This is a genomic window from Algoriphagus sp. UBA3586, from assembly GCF_002376385.1.
Lineage (GTDB): Bacteria > Bacteroidota > Bacteroidia > Cytophagales > Cyclobacteriaceae > Algoriphagus > Algoriphagus ornithinivorans.
This window is the reverse complement of sequence record NZ_DFMT01000021.1, coordinates 1-19,219: the sequence shown is the minus strand read 5'-3', so window position 1 is coordinate 19,219 and position 19,219 is coordinate 1. Positions and strand designations below refer to the sequence as shown.

The following is a 19,219-nucleotide window of genomic DNA, read 5'->3' as shown; positions in this document are numbered from 1 at the left end:
GTAATAGGAAGAGAACACAATGACCCGCTTACCAGAAGAGCATACTCTCCCAACCTGTGGATCCTACAGGCTACTGTCTGCAACAGAAAAGGAAGTAAATCAATCATGCTCGTTTTCAATAGACATGAAAAATGGTAAAACGAGTCCTATAGAAATGGACAGCAAACACTTACAAAAAAGTAAGGGCAAGCAAAACTCCAAACTCTATTGCCACATGGCTCTGACAAGCCACCCCTGCTTTCGCAAAGGTCCGAACAATAGAAATAAGGAGAGAGCCCGCCCTATGCACAAATATAAGGCTAAGGCCCGTCTCACTTACCCTCGTTCGGAAAATTGTCAGATTTTGTGACGAGGCTCGTAAAACAGTACCGTTAAATACTAAAGTTAATAAAAGGTTATTCCTTAATAATCAGATTTTAACATAATGCTAATCTAATAAATTATTTCATTTTACGCTACAGCGTAAAAGAAAAAATTTAAGATTTTTTTGATTGTGCCATGGGAAAGGTCAATAAGCAGATTGTAAAAGGCAAAATTTCAATTATATTCTTGTCCAGAATTGCTGATTTGAACGATAGGAAAAAGGAGCTTCAGAAAGCAGGTAACCCCAAACCTATTGGTCTCATTTATAACTTCTCAGAACTTGCTCTTGGAATAGAAATGAGAAATGCAACGATCACGGCAATAATGAGGTGTCAATCTCTTCCTCTTTTTACAACTATTCTAAAATGCCTTGACACCTTTGATCTAGACTTAAAAACTTTTGGGAAGCTTTACCTAGAAATTCCTGATAATAAAGCTTTAGCCCATTGTCAAAAAATGGAAAAATTATATCCAGGCAAAAAGACAAAATAACTTTTTACTATATTGTGTAGAACCCATTCTGCCATCAATTGGCAAACGATAGTGATTCTGAATAATGGCTTGTGATTACTGAGGAGAGGAAGAGGTGGTTTGAATTAGAATACTTTAGAAAAAAATTGAAGCTTTTTTTAAATGTAGAAATGATACATTTTTATTTAGAATTTAAACAACAAAGGTTATGAATGAGGGAATTTCAAAAATATATTCTTATAGAAGAAACTTCCTAGTTATAGGATTAACAGGGAGAACTGGTTCTGGATGCACTACAGCAACTGAGTTTTTTCTCAAGGACAAAAATGAAATAAATTTTGAAGACTTCAATCTTGGAGAATCCAACCCAAATGAGAATCGAAAAAAAAGAATAATTCTACATTTTGCACAAAATAACTGGAAACCATTCTATTCGATAAGAGCTAAGGATATAATAACTGCTTTTATTCTAGAAAATCCATTTGAAAGTTTCCTAGATTTTATCTTAGAAAACTTCTCAAGTATTGATGATTTTGAAAAAATCAAGGAACAATTTAAGTCTATCGAGGCTGAATACAACGAAATGCATCTCTTTCGTCAAAAAATACAGAAAAAGGAGAATGATAAAGAAAGTGAAACAGAACTTGAAAAAATTAAAGAGAAATATAATTTTCATTTTGAAAATCTACCAAAGTTTACAAACACATTAAAGAAAAAAATACAAGATATCCTTACAAATGAGTTTACGTCTCTTTTTCAAAAAATTGGGAACAATATAAGATCTACAGGAAATGCCTTTGGAAGTGGAAGTTTAGATATTAATAAATCGGATGCTTTAGTTGCCAAAATGAATAAATTAATCAAACTTCTTCGAAAAAAGTCTGAATTCGATGGGACTGGATGCTTAGTAGTGTTGGATGCACTCAGAAATCCTTTCGAAGTTTATTATTTACGGGAAAGATATAATTCCTTCTATTTATTTTCTATTAACACCAGTGACGATACCAGAAGAAAAAGGCTAAAATATCTAGGGTTGAAAAAGCCGGAAATTGATTCTCTAGACAATAAAGAATATCCTAAGAAGTTAACAGGGAATGATTTATATATTTCTCAGGATATTCAAAAATGTATTGAAATATCAGATATACATATAAATAACCCTGGAAGTTCAGTTGAAAACTTGCAATACCAGTTATTGCAATACTATTCTCTAATAATGAAACCAGGAATAATTACTCCTTCATCTTCGGAAAGAGTAATGCAACTTGCCTTTTCGGCAAAATCAAATTCAGGGTGCATTTCAAGACAAGTAGGAGCAGCGATAACAGACAAAAACTTTTCAATCAAAGCAATCGGCTGGAATAACACACCTCAATTTCAAGTTCCTTGTTTACTTAGAAATTCAAGAGATCTACTAGGTAAAAAAGATGAACATGCATTTAGTGAGTACGAAAGACAAAATGAAAATTTCAGGGATGTTGCAAATACAGCTTTATCAACTAATGAAGTAAATAACTTTCATAATTGTGGAAATAACATTTCATATTGTTTCAAGGATATTCAGAATAGTGTAGAAGGTGAAAAAAACCAAGTTCATACAAGATCCCTTCATGCTGAAGAAAATGCATTTTTACAACTTTCTAAATACGGAAATAGTGGCATTGAATCTGGAATATTATTTACAACAGCAAGCCCATGTGAGCTATGCTCTAAAAAAGCATATCAATTAGGAATTAGAAAAATATATTACATTGACCCATATCCGGGAATAGCAACAAGTCATATTCTCAATGGAGGAATAAATAATCCCGAGTTAATCCTTTTTTCAGGAGCAATAGGAGGATCATATTTCAAACTATATAATCCCCTACTGTCATACAAAGACGAAATAAAACAAGCCACTGGACTAGCCTATGAGAAAAAAGAAAAATCAGAAATAAAAGTTCTGAAAGCCAAAATTTCCAAATTGGAGTCTCAAATTGAACTTCTTAAAAAATAATGACTCCTCTCTACCTTGACTTGGCATCCACCACACCCCTCGACACAAGAGTATTTGAGGCTATGACCCCCTACTTTTTGGAGGATTATGGCAATGCGGCTAGTACCACACATACTTTCGGAGAAAGAGCTGCGAAAGCAGTAAATGAGTCCAGGAGGATTATTGCCCATGCTATAAATGCACAAGAAGAAGAAATACACTTTACCTCTGGTGCCACAGAATCCATTAATTTGGCACTAAAAGGAGCATTTTTTAACTATGGACATGAAAAACCCCATATTATCACAGTTCGGACCGAGCATAAAGCGGTACTAGATACTTGCGCTTACCTTGAGGAAATTGGAGGAGAAGTCACCTATCTTACAGTAAATTCTGAAGGCTTAATAAACTTGGATGAATTAAGGAACAACATTCGAAAAGACACGCTTTTGATAAGTGTTATGACTGCGAATAATGAAACTGGAGTCTTACAAGATATCAAAACTATTGGGGAAATTTGCAAATCCTCAGATGTATTATTCTTTACCGATGCAACCCAGGCCTATGGCAAAGTCCCAATAGACGTTTTAGAAGCTTCTATCGATATGCTCTGCTTTAGTGCCCACAAAATTTATGGTCCAAAGGGAATAGGAGGACTATTTGTCAGAAAAGGAATTAAACTGACTCCTCAAATTCACGGAGGCGGTCATGAGTTTGGGCTACGGTCAGGAACGCTTAATGTTCCAGGTATAGTAGGCTTAGCTAAGGCCACACAGCTTTGTTTAGAAGAAATGGAAGATACTTATTGGAAAGTAAAAAAAATAAGGGATGACTTTGAGTCCGAATTAGAAAAAACAGGGAAAATTAAAGTGAATGGGAGGAATGCTCCTAGACTTCCCCACTTCAGCAATTTCCAATTAAAAAATGAAGAAGCAGAATCCTTTATCCTAAGGAACAGAAATAAAATCGCTGTCGCCCAAGGATCAGCCTGTAATTCTGCATTAGTTCAGCCTTCACATGTTTTGAAGGCAATGGGCTTGGGAGATAGGGAAGCGGAGAATTCAATAAGGGTTAGTATAGGGGAAAAAAATATAAACGCTGAAATAAAACTATTCTTCTAAGAGCCAAACTTTTTCTAAATCTTTCATCCTACTGTTAATATAATTTATTTTTGGTCCCACTGAGAATCCAATAATATTTTCCATTAAAGTATCGATTTTCCTGCTTTTAATTTTCTTAAAATTATTATGCTTACGTATTTCAATCAAGAAATCAGAAATTCCTTCATTAATACTATTCAATTTATCAATTAGATTTACTAAAAATAATCTTTCAGATGAATTAAATCTGCCAGAAAAACTAGAGTTTAAAATTTTTAATTCCTGAATTAATAAAGAAACATCTTTAAAATATAGCTGTTTAATTGAATCACAATACTTTAGCACTTGATTCCTTGAAATATAACCTTTTAACCAAAAAAAGGTAACAATATCAATGCTATCTAAAAATTTCCCAAGCAGGTTTAAGCTGCTAAAATAATTAAAATCCTCTTTTGCCGGATGATCATCTGTAAGTATATGAGTATTTAATAGAAAATCAGAAATATCATCACCTCCAAACCTACTGAAATTTAAAGAATGAGAAACTGAATGAGACTCACCATTCGGTTTGTATTTGCCCAAATTCTTTCTTAAAGTAAAACCGTTAGCATCCTTGACATCTAATTTATCAACATATCTCGAAACTCTTGAGTCTAATATTTCATCCAAAATTTCTCTAGATTCATCCTCAATAATATTCACATATTTATTTTTTTCCAACTCCTCTAAAACAATTGGGGCAATAAAAACATTATCAAATTCCTTTTCTAAATAAACCAAAAATTCATCCGAATAATTTGCCTGCAGTAAATTCAAAATAGAGCAAGTATCTAGATATATTATCATCATTAAGATTCAAAAGATGGTATTTCATCCCGTATAGACTTTACAAAATCAACATCAATAGGTTTGCTATGTTCCATTAAAACAGCAAGTTCTAAAATTAGAGAAAGAACTTCATTTATTTTTCTAACAGAAAGAATTCCTATATTTTCCAATACATATTCAAACACGCCTTCATCCAAAAATGGTCCTAATTCATTAGACCCTTCAATCAATTGAGAAGCAATCAGCTCTTTAATATATTGAATAGCTTCCCCAATGTTTGGCTCTTGAAAATTAATTCGAATTTTCGCACGCGTTGATAAAGCCTCTCCAAGCATTATTGATAAATCCTCAACATTGAAAAATGTCTTTGGAGTAAAATTCAAAAATAATAAAAAATTATTAGGAGTTTTATCAAATAATTGACGTATGAAAGTAGTTATTCTATCTTGACTTTGTTTGTTTAATGTATCTATATCTTCAAACTCATCAATCCACAGAATAAATGCAGAATAAATATGCTTTTCATAAGTAATACAGTTCAGATATGTACTCAAAAAATTTACAACTTGTTCATCATCTCTCAATCCAAAAGGAAGTCCAAGTTTTTGAAGTGTACTTTTGGCATTATCACCAAATATATAAGCTTCAACTGTAGGGAAAAAATCTTCATCCGAACCATCCTCTTCAATCAAAAGCTTAAATAAATCTGACACAATAATATCATTAGAATTTATATCAATAATCTGCCCAATCTGTCCTGGATACTCAGTATTCAATCTATCTAGATCCTCCTTAATTTGCTTTAAACCTATTTGACCAAGGAAGCTCCTAAAAAAAGACTGGACTGGATCTTTACTAGTTCTCGGAAGATTTATCTTAATACACCTAGGTTCGATTGTATTTTTTTCTGTCGCAATTTGATTAACTCTATTCGTTTTTGTATAATAATTAGCAGCATGAGTCTTACCACTTCCGTATCTTCCCCAATTTAAAACAATCCTCGAAGGAGACGTTTTCATTGCAAAAACCAATCGACTTTCTACATCAGATTTCAATTTTGGAAAACCCGCCCACAACAATTCCGCTGGATTTAAAGACGGACCTGTTCTGAAAGGATTCTCTTTAAAAAAAAGGTCATTTAATTCCATTTGTTTTCATTTTTTATTAAAGTATAACGCTCCATCAGACTCAGTTCTAAACCAATCCATTTTAACCATATCATTATTTCTCTCAAGCATTGCTCTTACTTCTTCAAACTCAACAATTTTTCTATATTCAAAATAAGATTTGAAAGAAACATAATCTATTGCTTGAGATGCCGCAATTCTATTTGGGGCATTGGTTTTAAAAATCAAAAATGATTCCCTAATCATAGGCTCGATTTCATAAAACCCACTAACTTTCTTATACCCACTAGAATGATACACACTATCAAATATTCCGAAAAAATGGTTATTAACAATTTTACGAGAATAAACCTCCCTATTTTCACCCACTTCAAGAGTAGAAGAAATAATTGACAAAAATCTTTCCCCATAAATAGAAAGACTATATTCTGTAATACTAGACTTTTTATCTTGAATCACTAAATTCAAATCCAGCAACCAATTGATTCGAGGCTCAACTATATGTTCCAAATAAACTTGAGGTTTCAACCAACTCCTAATTCTTTTTCTAATATCTGAAACTTTTCTAATAAAAGAAAAATCATTTGAACTATGCTGGAGTCTTTCCATTTCATCAAGTAAATACAATTGAAAAACCTCCTTAATTGTTTTTATAGAAACCTGACCAGTGATTTTAATTATATCTAATAAAACAATTATATATAATGAATCTGATAAAAATATTTGTCTAAGGAAAAATAACCTATCGATCTCATTTAAGAAAAAAAGGTTGCTATTAATACTTCTCAAATCACCAATATTTGACTGAAAAGCAAAATAAACCTTTGCCTGTTTTGTCAAAACATATGTATTATTAACACGAGTAACTAAATTCAACTCTTCTAAAAGATCAGTATATGGCTTTGCAGAAATACCAGATGAAGTCAATTTAATCAACCCTTTATTATTTCCAAAATCTGTAACGCCATATTCATCAAGATCATTTGAAAAATCACTGCTTGCTAGCTCAATTTTTTTATTCAAATAATTAATTGGAAAATAGTTAGACTCCTTAAAAAGAGATATAATCAGCTTTAAATAACCCAATCTCCTAGCTTTTGTATTAGTTTGCAAAATATTTAAAAAGTACTCTGGAGTCATAGAATTTAATTCAAAAATATAACTATCACTATCTATAGAATGGCAATTACTTAATGAAAGTGAAAAAGATTTAATATCAATTCTATTTATTAAACCTACAATGATTTCAAATCTAAATATTGGATCAAATTTAGATTTGAAATTATATTTTGGTATAAATCCAAAATATAAATAACAGACATTTAAGTATTGAAACATGCGTTCGACATTTAATGCATCATTTGAAACTTTGATTTTTAAATGCTTCACATCACTTAACCCAGAAAAAAAATTATTTTCAATGATCTTATTTTCAAAACCCATTTCAATAATGAATTCTTCATTTATATAACGAAGTTCTACTTCATAGTCATTTAATAATATGACTTTAAAATTATCCATTATTCTTCCTTAAATAAAACAGCTAGCACAGCCCACCCCTTCAGCAGCTAAAATATCATCTTGCCAGGATTTAGCGGACTTGCTTTGCTCTCGGTGGGTTCTTAAATAATGTTCTTTTTTGATGGAGATTACCCTCTCAGGATGAGCGAGTTCTTCCAAGGTCTCATCCTGCATCCAAGTATATCCATCTACTTCGTAGGTCATTGCTTTCTCGAAAAGTTGGGGATGTTGCTCTAGTAGCCAAACCCATTCGATCTTCTGTTGGTAGAAGCAGAAAAAACAACCTGATCTACTTCGGGCATATACACCCTTCTTTTGCTCCCCGTCTATCTCTACCTCGTAATCCAGCTTCTTATAATACCCTGGCGCACCTACTCCAGAATTCTCCAAGATTTGAAAAACGTCATCCAAGCGAATGATATCCTCATTTTCTATCAAGGGAAAAGAGTCCAGTTTGCCTACGGGATAGTCGGTGGTCTTTAAAAATTGGAAGACTACCTGATTAAACTCCTTCACCCCAATTCGAAGCAAGGCCTTTAACTTCTGCTTTTGGGTAAAATTCAATCCTATTTTTTTGGTTAAATAGGGACTTGCTGCCTTCAGTTCATTTTCACCTAATACCTCTCCATACAAAGACCAAACTTGCTCCATACTCTGATTAGAAAGCACTTTCTTAATCACATCCTCACTCCAGATATTTTCTCTGAATGGGAAAATTGATTGCACATTTGGTTTCTTGGAAATATAACCTTCCCTATCCTCATCCCCCCTGATTCCCACGTAGGAAATAGTAGGCTCCTCTCCTATATAGTCTTCAAAAGGTTCCAATTTCAGTTTTTTGGTACACCATCTGGCCATAGAGCTGGGAAGATAGCCTCCATAAAGTTCTAGAAAATGATCAAAGTTACTTTCTGCATTTGTATAATTTTCTTCAATCGGCTTGATCTCGATGATGTCTCTACCTAAAGCACTTTTCAATCGCTCTATCAGGGCATATGTCTCATCCAATTCCCTACCTGTATCACTTGTATAATATTCAATATCAAGTTTTGGATAAAGATCACGGAGATACAAAGCCAAAGCAGCAGAATCTTTGCCTCCTGATATTCCTAATACATGTCGAACTTTCGTCATTTATAAAAAATCTTTTAACAATCTAACTAAAGCTGCTTTATTAAGCAACTTTTCCTTTTTGTTTAATAAAGTATTCAGTTGCTCATAAAGTTCAATTACTTTTTCCTGGTTTTCCAGAGTCAATGAGACCTTCTCATGGAAAACTTTTCCTGTCTTATCTATCAAATCAAAAGTATAGGCTTCATTTTCCTCATGGCCCAAAAACTCATGAACCTCTAAAACTCGATCTAGATTGGAAAAAGCTTCCTTAAAGCTTTCCAATAAAATCATTTCCTCTTGGTCGTTCATCTTATCGATGGATTTTCCCAATAGTTGATCTGCGATAGACTTTAACCAACTGTCCCGGTCATCCAACTTCGACATCAAGCGGGTATGAAACACTTTAAATTTAGGTATCAACAAATGAGATTTTACTCCTTTGTATTTTTTTTGTAAAGTAGCCTTATATAAAAGGAATTCGGATTCTTTGATTGCTGTCACATTCAGCAAACTTCCCTCGATTCGGTTAAGAAGTTCATCATAGGCTGTACGCAACTCATAAATTGCAGCGTTTAGCTGATCAACAAATCCTTTTAATACCTCAGGGTTTTCCTCGAAATTTATTTTCCCATAGCCCAATGCCATCGGTATTGACTCAAACAGTGCAGAGGCAGGATCTTCAGATTTTCTAATCGCTTCCCGAAATCCTTTTGCATGTTCCGTTAATTTATTCGTTTGAAGGGTATACGCAGGCAAATTTCTATAAAACCGCACAAAGGAGCTGAATATCCTGATAAAGCTTGATCCCTGCCCTAAGCCTTCAGCTATGGCCGTGATTTCCCTATACTGCTGAAAAAGATCCAACTTTACCCCCTCAATTCGATAAGATTTGATGCTGTAATCAGTTGGTTTCTTATGAATCAAATCCAACACATCATTATCAATATAGGGAACATAGCCCCTGTCATTATGATATAGGGCGAAATCTTCTTTTTTGATAATCAGGAAAATTGGCACCCAAAACTCGACAAATCCCTTTTTTAGCTTAAGACTGCCAGATCTCAGTAGCTGATAGAATTCATCGAGATTCCGCTTTGAAAATTCGGTAGATGCCAGAAATTCCATGCTTTGGTTCCATAAAGGAGCAAAACTTAGATCTGTCGGTTCCCCCAACTCATATATCCCATCGGCTAGCTCTCTATGAATCCCAGTTTCTCTTAAAAGGGAAAGATAGATCGTCTTTTGAGGTGGGAATCTATCGGGATCATAACCTAACTCCTTTAAATGGGCACTTTCCAATAGATCAGAGAGCAAGGCCTTCCTCGCCGTCATAATCGGAGTACTAAGGTATTCCCTATTAGCCAGTTCATTTCTAAATCGAGGGGTCTCCCCAAATTTCTCCTCACAAATCTTGGAAAGCTTCTTGTTAAAATCTGTTTTGGATTTGATGAAAATCTCCTCCCTATTATAAACCCAATAAGAATCCGGAGAACTTGTAAATAAATAGCTATCAATCAATGAAATAATCTCATTTTCGAGATATTTCATTTCCTCAAAGAGCATATCTTTAGCCTTTTCATCATCTTTAGCTTCGTTTTCCAGCACCTTTTTGATTTTCTCAATTTCATAAAGAGGTCGCCTGATATTCTCCAAGGAATTGATAATAACAAAAAGTTGAGGATAGGCTAAATCCGAAGAAATTTTGAGTAAATCCTTTTTGATATCTTTATCATTAAATAGAATATTGATATATCCATCCAATTCACCTTCAGGTTCAGTAAAAGCAAACTCTTCTACAAATCGATACTGAAATAATCGAGGTGTACCATATTTGTACTGATAAGCCTTAGCCTGTACAATAGGTAGATTGACATACTGCTTCAGAAGTGCCGTCAGGGAAATATCTGTATTGAAATCCTTTCCTGCATTTTCTATCGCTTCTTCAATATTTAGGGTAGTTCCTGTCGAAAGCTTGAATTTATTGTAAGCATAGGAATATGTAATAATCCGATTGCTTTTTAGTGTTTGAAGGAGTTTTTTAGGATAGGAAATTCCCATGGTCAATTGGGCATACTCACAAATAGTGGATTCATCCCAAGTTCCAAATTCCCGCGCAAAGAGATTGACCAACAGAATTGTCTTTAGTAAATTTTCCATTTGCTCCAATTCCTCTTCATTTGAGACGAATAAACCTACCATTTCAAAAGCCAGAAAAACACTTTCCCAAGTCGTCTTATCTTGGTTAAATTTCCGATCCAAGAGGTAAGAGGATAAAGAAGCATAGAGGTAATCGTAAACTCTACCCAAATGAAAGCCTTGTCCGCTTTTCTCATCCCAACCTGCTAATCCGATCTTTTCTTTGGAAGACAAAAAGGTGAATAAGGAGCGCTCATTTTGGCCATATCTAGTTAAAGCATTGACCAAAACATAGGCAGACAAATAATCCAGTGGAAAAAGCTTTCTCGCCAGATCTCCATCCAAAATCCCAGTATTATTGATCAGGTTGGATTTTTGCAATAGACTCTTTAACTTTTTAAACTTCTCCTCATCTGTTACTTGATAGCCTAATTCCTGCTGCCTTTCTCCTGCTAGGAAAAGTAATTGTTCAACTGGCTCATTGAAGCTGATATCCAGTAGCCTACCACGTACCTTTTCCCATTCATTTCGCTCATTGGCCTTTAGGCCGTAGAAGTAAGAACCGAAATTTTGATGGAGTGCTGTAATCAGGATTAGATTTCTGTCCGGACTATTGGCAAACTCCGCTAGCTCTTGAATAAAGTATAATTCAACTCCAGGATCATTTGCCACCGCATATTCCAAGAACTTTCCAAATTCATCAACAACAAGAACAGTACATGAGTTTTTGTCTGAACTGTCCTCCAGATAATTTAAAATAGATTTTGTCGAAGTATTCTTGGCATGGATCTTCTCGGCAATGGCTTCTTTGAAAGACCTACTTTCACCAATGATATTGAGAAATTGAAAGTTCTTAATGCCTTGGAAGTGACCATTAACAGCTCCAAAAAAGGATTCATTTTTTCCTATAAGGTTTTGCTCCAAGGCCCAAAGAAAACTAGACTTACCAGTTCCATAAGAACCCACAATATTAAATGCTCGGTGTCCAGTCTGAAAGTTATTCACTATCCGCTCATAGACTTGCTTGGCATTGGGAGTAGGGATATAATGAATATTACGCTCTTTATCCCTGATTATATTGGTAGAAACTGAAAAATCAGCCATTGTAATACTTTGTTAATTCTTCCCATTTGTCCAAACCTGCATCGATTTGCACTTCTTTTCTTCCTGCATCCTCTTTAAAAACCACCTGCTGGGGATACAATTCACATAATTTGCCAACGTGCCGCTCTACACCCTCATTGGTACAGACCAATGCATCTCCCACCTCATCAATGATTTCATCCATGGAGATCGATTCCCTTTCTGGAAATGAGTCTAAGATGCAGTAAAGAAAAATAGGTGAAGGAATTTCTTTTTTCATATCCACCCTAAGCTGATAAGTGATTTCTTTCTCCGAGGCATCCACCTCAGAAATGAGATTCAACTCAATGAACATGGATGAAAGATCGTCCTCGACTCCCTTTCCCATTTTGTCCTCAACCAGATACATTTTAATAAATACCTTGATATCATTTTTCAATGTTTTATCGGCAACCTTTCCTTCCGATTTTCTCTTCAGGAATTGCTCCAGTTGGGTTTTAGTGAATTGATTTCTGCGTTGCTGTTTTCTGAATTCTTTGAAGAACAATTGGTAGATACTCGCCCTTCCTAAATTCACCAAATGGTACTGCCAAATCCAAAGACTTCCAGGGTTTTCCAAGAACTCGTCCCATCCCCCTTTGGTGAACATGCTATTTGCCAATTCCGAAACATACCCTTTCTCGTTTTTAACTCCAAACGCCTTAAGCCAAAAATGAATGGAAGCCACCATGTTTTTACCAACGCCCAATTTCAAAACCGCCTCTTCCGCACCAAACTCACCATTATCGTCCAGAAAATCAACACCTTTTTTGAGCCAAAAGCTTCGGCAGTGAAAGGTATCATGGCCTGTAAAAGTGATTTTTTCGGTGTGCATTGGTGAATTATAGTCAGCTGTAAGTGCTTACAAAATAAAGGAAAACGGATTAAAAATACCTGAAAACGATATTTATTAACCCAAAATATTCGAAAACGATATCAGAATTAGACCTATTAACAACTACCTTTTCTAAATCCCTTCAACTCCTTTTTCTCGCCACCATTCAACTTACTCAGATGGCATAAAATATCTTCAATATCATCACATGTGATTCTTGGATCCTGAAAAACTGCTGGCAACTCAGACCTTTCTAAAGTGTCTGATTTGATTTTCCTATCCAAAAGCTTTTCGACACCTATCCTTGTACCTCTGTGCAGGTAGATCATCTCGGGATAAATTTTAAGATATGCTCCAATTCTTGTTGCCGTATCGTAAAAAGTCAAAGGGCCAATATCTTTCACTTTACAACTTTTTACTACTTCCAGTAAATCATGAAAAGAGGTCACTTTACTTATTTTGGTTCTCTCCCCTACCAAAAGATTGACAAATTTTTCTAGTGTCAATTTACATCTCCTATATTGATGGGGATGCCTCTTTCCTAATTGGTTTTCAGCAATCTCAGCAAAAGCTATTGCCTCGCTTAAATCAACTTGATTGGAACAATGAATTATCCAACAATCAGATTTTCCCTCTTTGTTCTGAATATGTTGTCCGATCTGTCCTTTCAGGAAATCCATTTAGTCCTCCAAAGCTGCCAAAAGACTTTCCATTCCAAAATTCAAAAGAAAATCCGAATAGAAACTATCAAAAACTCCACTAACATAATCAGCTATAGTCATGTCTTCCATTTCGCCATCATTCGACCTTTGTAGATTATAGCCTTTATTTTTAGTAGTCATATAAAGAAATAAAGCATGGAAATAAACGGAAGCCAAATATTTCCTCTGTGCCACAGAAATTTGCTCTTCATTGGTCAGTTTCTTTCTGTGGTTTAGAAACACGGAGCTATCCAGATTAATAAAAATTTTCTCCAATTTATCCCCTTCTGCCAAGGGAAACATTACTGTCTTATGATCCATTTCAAAAGGCATATTATCCCATTCATTTTCCGAAACCTTTACGAGCTCTGGAAGTCCTAGGCTGTCCATATCGTCTTCTTGGACTTTTACCTTTTGTTTTGATGGAGTTTCAGGATCTACTATTTTTAAAAACACTACTTCGTCCTGAAAAGTCTCTCCTGGACCTTTGAGTGAGGCTTTCACTTCAATCTCATCACCTTGGCGCAATTCCGTATTGGGATTTATGGTGATTTTTATTGTACCTCTGTCTGGACTCGAAGTTACAACATTAATGAGATCTCCGGGATAAAAAGAACTTCCTGGTTTATCACCTCCGGAAGTTTCGTTTTGCTCCTTTCTTTTCACATTTAAAACGGACACCTGAAGTTCCCCTGGATCTTCCACTCGATCAAAATAATGGTCCTCGACATCGGTTTCAAATTTAAGTGTCTTTTCACCACCTATTGGAACACTAAATACTTGGCTTTCATCTTTTCTATTGTACAATCTAAAGAAACTAGGATATCGCTCGGGCTTAAATTCTTTTTCTAAGGCTTTCTGTCTTTGGGGAGCTTTTGAAGCTGGTTTTTGGGACTTATCCTTTTCCTCAATCTTGAGTGTATTCTGCAAAAGCTTAAAAAGGTCTCCATCTTTGGGAAGGTTTTTGGCAAATGATTTCACCATTTCTTGCGTATCCTCTGATTCCAAACCAATGGAATCCTTTCTGGCTTTATTAATTTCTACCAACTTAGAATTGGTCAGCTTCTTCCGAAGATATTCCCTTAATTTATTGGATTCATCTCCCTGCCTCAATCTGTCCCGAGATGCCATAAAAAGTTCTTTCCGGAATTCATAATTTAAATGGGTGCAGTCAATATTTATCAGCAAATAGTCTTTTAATAGATTAAACTTTAAGCCCTTGGTAATAAATTCCGTAGTGTAATGTCCATGGACCTGTCCATTCATTGAGAATAAAACAGACATTCCATTTTTAAAGAAATTTCTTCTTATATCGTCCTTTGTCTGTTTGACAGATCTATTTTCCCGTTTGGCCTTGAACACATAACAAGTCACTTTCATTTTGCCAAAAAGACTATCAGAATAATTTTCTGAAAACCAGTCTTCTACATAATTATCACCATCCTCTTCTAACCTTCTTTGTAGCCCGAACACCGTTGATTCAAGCACCTCATTATTTGGATACCTCTCTTTGTTATCTACTGTCAATAGCGGAAGTACTGGCTTAAACAAAAACTCATTCAAATTTTGACTTAGGTCTTGGGCGAAGCCAGAAACCCCCTTCATTTGATAGGAAAACATTTTAATAATTGTCCCCGTTTCAAACTGTCTCCCATGAAGTCTAAGATCAAATTTGTCAATCTGAAAGGAAGGAATTTTCCCATCGATAGTTAGGTATTCGTACCACGTGTTTTTCTTGGTGCTTTGTTCCACTTTAGAAAGTGGGTGTTCTCGTACTAGCGTAAATCCAAATTCACCTTTCTTATCAAATCGTCTAGACCCAATTAACTGAAAGCCCAATTTGCCACAAAAGACAATTGCACCGCTGCCTCCCATGTTATATTTACCTTGTACAAATTGAATTTCATTCTTATTGCCTCTCATCAAGGACAAGAATGTATCTTCGAATTTTTCAGGATTCTGGCCTTCCCCATTATCATAAATAATGACAGCACTTTCCTTGGTTGGCCCATCTGCCAAAATTTGAATTTCTTCGGATTGACTTCTCCGAAAAGTCCTTAAATCCCAATTCTTGGCTTCCTTTCCATAAAATTTATCAATTGCATCATCCATGGATTTCGGAGCAACTTTATCCTTTGGATCGAGATTTAATTCAAGGCACTTTTTCATCAAAATAGCATCAATAGAATTTGTAACCTTTTCGACCAAAGCAGCGATCGGATTGGATTGTTGGTTCTCTATTATGCTGAAATTTGATTCAGTTCCCCCAATTGGTTTCCAATTTTCATTTTTGAAAAATTGAGGATTGTCTTTGATGTATCTTTCAACATCCTGCTCCGTTTTGCACTCATATAGTTTTTCAAAAATTAATTTGGTCATATCAAGGAATTGGCTACTGTAAAGGAAACACAACAATAAAAGAAATTACAGGTTTTAAAAAAATACCCTATGCAGGGTATTTTTCATCCAAATTCTCAATTAAAACCTACAAAGGCTTTAAATAACTCTTTTTCAAAAGTGGAATTATCCAAGTATTTGACTACTGATCTTTCCACTTGACGCGGACTTGGTGTGGAAAAAAGAATTTGAGCCGAACAATCGCCGAATAGGCAGAAGGGACGATCTCACTTTCTTCCCGGGTAGTCTCCAATATTTCACGGATTTATTTTAAGGAAATAAGCTTCCCATGGTGCTTTGCAATTATCCGTAAGCAAGTGGGGCCACAATCTTTAGAATCTGGTTGTTTGTAGTGGGGAATAACAGTAGTCTATTTTAATTTGACAATATTCACAACAGGGTTCATTTCCTGAGTTTGGCTGTCACTATACTTATCATAATGGATAAAATAGAATAATTCATTTTCTAAATCCAGCGGTCGAATTACTATATCATCATTACCTGAGAAAGAGAATCCACCAGGCATATTTTTAGACAAGCCATTATTCAAATTAATATAAGCTACTCTTCTAAGTTCATCCTGAAATTCTATAATAATATGCTCATTGGATTTAATAATATTATAGATATTTAATGATTTAACTCCATTATTATCAATAGAGACATTATGATTGAAATTAAATTTTAAAATCGGAAAAAAATTATTCCCGATTTTTTCGTAAAGTGTGTCTCTGACTAACAAGTCAGGCGTAAGTACTGGCTTATAGAAATACAAACCAGTTTTATCTCTCGATATCCAATTCTTATACCTATATCCTGATATAATTTTTGAATCTAAGACAACCTTTCTAAAACTTATTGAATCTACGATTTCAAGGTTTTCATCAATTTTTAAAATGAAAGTCTCTGTTTGAAATTTCTTGTCAACTTCCCGCAAAAAATCATCCGTTATGGTATGCAATTGATTTTCATCAAAAAACAAATAATAAAGACCACCAGAAAATTTGGTCTCTTTGATAAACTTGAATTCTGAAGAAAACTCAAGTAATCTATAACCTGTTGATACATATATTTTACCAGAATCTCTATCCTCACAAATTGAATAAATTACACCTAATTCACCAGGTCCATCACCAATTGGTGCTAATCTGGATTTAAACTTACCATCTAGATCAAAAATCGAAATTTTCTTTAAATCGTCCAAAATAAATAAGTGATCATTTATAATTTTAACTTCATCTATTCTACCTAAATAAGAATCACTACTTGTCTCAAGTTGAATAGACGTTATCTTAGAAGAAATTTCTTGAACTTTAACTCTGTCGTTTCTTTGAGGAATATTTATTACTTCTACTTGATTTTTAGAATCTTCTTTTGAACACCCAAAAATTAAAATCAATAAGCCGAAAGTTACAATTATACTAAGTATATTTTTGCAATATCTTTGCAAAAAATTTGAAATCATTTCTAAATTTAAACTGCTTTTTTTACACCTAGAAATCATTATGTTTTCCATTTAAAATTTCAATTTTCTTTGAAAAATATTCGGCCCCATTAATATTTAAATAGGGCCGAAATTTTATTGTTCTGCTGCAATACAATGCGATCCTTCAGCACAGCCTGTTTCAGAAGTTGGATCTGGATTATCTGTCATTAATGTAAACCAATTTCCATCACCGCAATGGCATCTCCAGAATTGGCCTCCTAGAATCATCTTCATCTGACTTCTTCCCAAAATTTCATTGGTGCTAAGTCTCAGCATTTCTAAGCTTAATTTTTTCATCATTGTAATTTTTTGATGTGAACTTACTCCAGAACGGACCATCCGATCTATAATTCTTTAAAATTACTTGGCTACAAACTGAATACCTATACCTTTTTTACTAATTTCTAGTAAATATTTACTAAGCTTAATTCGACCCCAATCGTCTTAAACCCTATCGCCTCCGCTGCCTCAATAAGCTTCAATAGACTGCTTGCTTCCTGAGTCGTCTTCAATATTTCCTGGATTTCTTTTAAGGAAATGAGCTTATCCTAGTGCTTAGGGATTAACCATAAGCTAATGCGATGAAGTCTTTTGAATCGGGTTAGTTGAAGTGAGTGGGTTCTTGAAGTGAAGAAAGGGGTTTTTTGAATAGGCTCAATGAAAGTCATCGGTGAATCAATTCTATTCCTATTTTTCAATTTGAATTACTTGGTCTATCAGCTCCCCGTCCAAGCTCCAGCCCTCTACTTTGATGCGAAAGCGATCGATGCCATACGGAACCTTGATTTTTACCTTAAATACTCCATCGGTGATTTCCGCAAGCGGATCCCAATAAATAGTTGGTTTTTTGGTAAGATATCGATCTGAAGATGGCGCTTTCGGAAACTCGGGGAAAGCTGTAAAACCTGGAACAGTAAAAAACTGGAAGCCTTCGGAATTGAATTTTGTTTCGATTTCAGGTTTGATTCTAAAACCCTTTTTGGTCTCAATCATAATTACCCCTGCATATCCAGCCATTCCAAAAACAGCTTTACTGATATTGTCAGAATATACTTTGATGGATAGGAGTTGAGACGGCTCTATTGAATTAGTTAGAAAATCCAATAATTCTCCTTTTTCCATAAAAGGCCTCGGTGATCCGTCCAAAATTAAAAGGGGAGCACCTACATTTTCACCAAAATTATAGTTTCCAAATTTTAATGTGCTTAAATTTAATCGAAGTAATCCTGCAATTTCTCCCATTGTTAGTTTTTCCAATTCTTTCGGACCAACTTCTTGGGTCGGTTCTCCATATCCATAATTTCGCTCAGCCATAGTCTCTCTCTCACGAGTTTCCTCTTTGACAAACTCTTCCAAAAGAATGTAATCCCCTGAGGTATCTAAAAAATAATCCTTGGATGAAATAGCTACTTTCCTATAGGTAAGTTTAGGCAAAGCAACTCCAAGTTCTGGTTTACCTAGTGATTCTAGTTCGACTGATCCAAATGGTCTGAGCTTCTCATTCATGGCAGCCACTGCTATCTGGGCGGTGTCTTGAAAGCTTAACCCAGTTGCCCAAAAGTACCCCGAAGAATCTGTCATGACCTGACCATAATCTTCCAGATCTCCCCGAACTATCGTGATGGGCTGGATTAGTCCCTGCCGTTTATTCTCCGGCGTAAATTTCCCTTTTAAGGATATTCCATACTCCACAGGATGGCTTAGACTGCTCTGAAAAGTTTCAGGCAAACCTTCATCCAGCCATTCTATAGCATGCTCGAGGCGAATTCCCTGATTCATTTCTACTACTTGATCAGCATCAGTAATAGAAAGCACAAACTTACCGTCAATAGGATTTTCGAATTCGTCCAGAAAATCCAACTGTAAGTCCATTACCCGATAGTTCAGTGAATCACTAAGGGTGTAATCTGCCTTTACCACTATCGCATCTGAAAAAACTTCTAATGCTTCTTTCTCCATCTCAGGTATATAACCCTCCTCCATCACCACAAATGGAGCTAAAAACTGATCATCCATCAGGAAATTTCGATTCCAATGGGTA

Annotated in this window: 14 protein-coding genes and 1 pseudogene; 3 read left to right on the top strand and 12 right to left on the bottom strand. The window is 34.9% G+C overall.

Annotated elements, in window-relative coordinates; translation table 11 throughout:
* The first annotated feature begins 498 nt into the window (after nt 1-498).
* The 3 genes from B2906_RS07590 (at nt 499) to B2906_RS07580 (ending at nt 3,933) form a co-directional block, all read left to right on the top strand.
* Nucleotides 499-855 (top strand): hypothetical protein, encoded by a 357-nt coding sequence (locus tag B2906_RS07590; RefSeq protein ID WP_286936858.1) that lies wholly within the window; start codon nt 499-501, stop codon nt 853-855.
* 187 nt (nt 856-1,042) lie between these two features.
* A complete protein-coding gene (locus B2906_RS07585) occupies nt 1,043-2,833 on the top strand; it encodes a hypothetical protein (protein ID WP_144604360.1) in 1,791 nt (596 codons plus the stop codon).
* Entirely contained in the window at nt 2,833-3,933 is a 1,101-nt protein-coding gene (locus tag B2906_RS07580) for a cysteine desulfurase family protein (RefSeq protein WP_144604361.1), read from the top strand. Before B2906_RS07585 ends, B2906_RS07580 begins: the two co-directional genes overlap by 1 nt.
* Here the strand turns inward: B2906_RS07580 and B2906_RS07575 are convergent.
* The 12 genes and pseudogenes from B2906_RS07575 to B2906_RS07520 all read right to left on the bottom strand — a co-directional run.
* Complete coding sequence (locus B2906_RS07575) at nt 3,922-4,728, bottom strand: hypothetical protein (protein ID WP_144604362.1); 807 nt, start codon at nt 4,726-4,728, stop codon at nt 3,922-3,924. The two genes, B2906_RS07580 and B2906_RS07575, sit on opposite strands and share 12 nt — an antisense overlap.
* Nucleotides 4,729-4,760: 32 nt before the next feature.
* On the bottom strand, nt 4,761-5,888 hold the full coding sequence (locus tag B2906_RS07570) for a hypothetical protein (protein ID WP_286936838.1): 1,128 nt from the start codon (nt 5,886-5,888) through the stop codon (nt 4,761-4,763).
* A 6-nt stretch (nt 5,889-5,894) separates the two neighbouring features.
* Nucleotides 5,895-7,388, bottom strand: coding sequence for a hypothetical protein (locus B2906_RS07565; RefSeq protein WP_286936832.1), 1,494 nt, complete (start codon nt 7,386-7,388; stop codon nt 5,895-5,897).
* A gap of 9 nt (nt 7,389-7,397) precedes the next feature.
* Nucleotides 7,398-8,522, bottom strand: a complete 1,125-nt coding sequence (locus B2906_RS07560) for a phosphoadenosine phosphosulfate reductase family protein (RefSeq protein WP_144604365.1) — start codon at nt 8,520-8,522, stop codon at nt 7,398-7,400.
* On the bottom strand, nt 8,523-11,741 hold the full coding sequence (locus B2906_RS07555) for a hypothetical protein (RefSeq protein WP_144604366.1): 3,219 nt from the start codon (nt 11,739-11,741) through the stop codon (nt 8,523-8,525). It abuts the gene before it with no gap.
* A complete protein-coding gene (locus tag B2906_RS07550) occupies nt 11,734-12,594 on the bottom strand; it encodes a DUF4007 family protein (RefSeq protein ID WP_144604367.1) in 861 nt (286 codons plus the stop codon). Before B2906_RS07550 ends, B2906_RS07555 begins: the two co-directional genes overlap by 8 nt.
* A 116-nt stretch (nt 12,595-12,710) precedes the next feature.
* A complete protein-coding gene (locus B2906_RS07545; protein WP_144604368.1) occupies nt 12,711-13,274 on the bottom strand; it encodes a hypothetical protein in 564 nt (187 codons plus the stop codon).
* Entirely contained in the window at nt 13,275-15,674 is a 2,400-nt protein-coding gene (locus B2906_RS07540) for a hypothetical protein (protein WP_144604369.1), read from the bottom strand.
* Between the two features lie 283 nt (nt 15,675-15,957).
* Entirely contained in the window at nt 15,958-16,053 is a 96-nt protein-coding gene (locus tag B2906_RS07535) for a cysteine peptidase family C39 domain-containing protein (protein ID WP_219959485.1), read from the bottom strand.
* Nucleotides 16,054-16,062: 9 nt separating this feature from the next.
* Nucleotides 16,063-17,208, bottom strand: a complete 1,146-nt coding sequence (locus B2906_RS07530; protein ID WP_219957405.1) for a 6-bladed beta-propeller — start codon at nt 17,206-17,208, stop codon at nt 16,063-16,065.
* A 63-nt stretch (nt 17,209-17,271) separates the two neighbouring features.
* Nucleotides 17,272-17,478: a hypothetical protein gene (locus tag B2906_RS07525; RefSeq protein WP_144607191.1), complete on the bottom strand. Its 207-nt coding sequence runs from the start codon at nt 17,476-17,478 to the stop codon at nt 17,272-17,274.
* A 387-nt stretch (nt 17,479-17,865) separates the two neighbouring features.
* Nucleotides 17,866-19,219: pseudogene (locus tag B2906_RS07520) on the bottom strand (hypothetical protein); the annotation flags it as partial.

Coding starts and splice junctions, on each gene's coding strand:
- B2906_RS07590 (WP_286936858.1), top strand. CDS start 499: ATGGGAAAGGTCAATAAGCAGATTGTAAAAGGCAAAATTTCAATTATA.
- B2906_RS07585 (WP_144604360.1), top strand. CDS start 1,043: ATGAATGAGGGAATTTCAAAAATATATTCTTATAGAAGAAACTTCCTA.
- B2906_RS07580 (WP_144604361.1), top strand. CDS start 2,833: ATGACTCCTCTCTACCTTGACTTGGCATCCACCACACCCCTCGACACA.
- B2906_RS07570 (WP_286936838.1), bottom strand. CDS start 5,888: ATGGAATTAAATGACCTTTTTTTTAAAGAGAATCCTTTCAGAACAGGT.
- B2906_RS07565 (WP_286936832.1), bottom strand. CDS start 7,388: ATGGATAATTTTAAAGTCATATTATTAAATGACTATGAAGTAGAACTT.
- B2906_RS07560 (WP_144604365.1), bottom strand. CDS start 8,522: ATGACGAAAGTTCGACATGTATTAGGAATATCAGGAGGCAAAGATTCT.
- B2906_RS07555 (WP_144604366.1), bottom strand. CDS start 11,741: ATGGCTGATTTTTCAGTTTCTACCAATATAATCAGGGATAAAGAGCGT.
- B2906_RS07550 (WP_144604367.1), bottom strand. CDS start 12,594: ATGCACACCGAAAAAATCACTTTTACAGGCCATGATACCTTTCACTGC.
- B2906_RS07545 (WP_144604368.1), bottom strand. CDS start 13,274: ATGGATTTCCTGAAAGGACAGATCGGACAACATATTCAGAACAAAGAG.
- B2906_RS07540 (WP_144604369.1), bottom strand. CDS start 15,674: ATGACCAAATTAATTTTTGAAAAACTATATGAGTGCAAAACGGAGCAG.
- B2906_RS07530 (WP_219957405.1), bottom strand. CDS start 17,208: ATGGAAAACATAATGATTTCTAGGTGTAAAAAAAGCAGTTTAAATTTA.
- B2906_RS07525 (WP_144607191.1), bottom strand. CDS start 17,478: ATGATGAAAAAATTAAGCTTAGAAATGCTGAGACTTAGCACCAATGAA.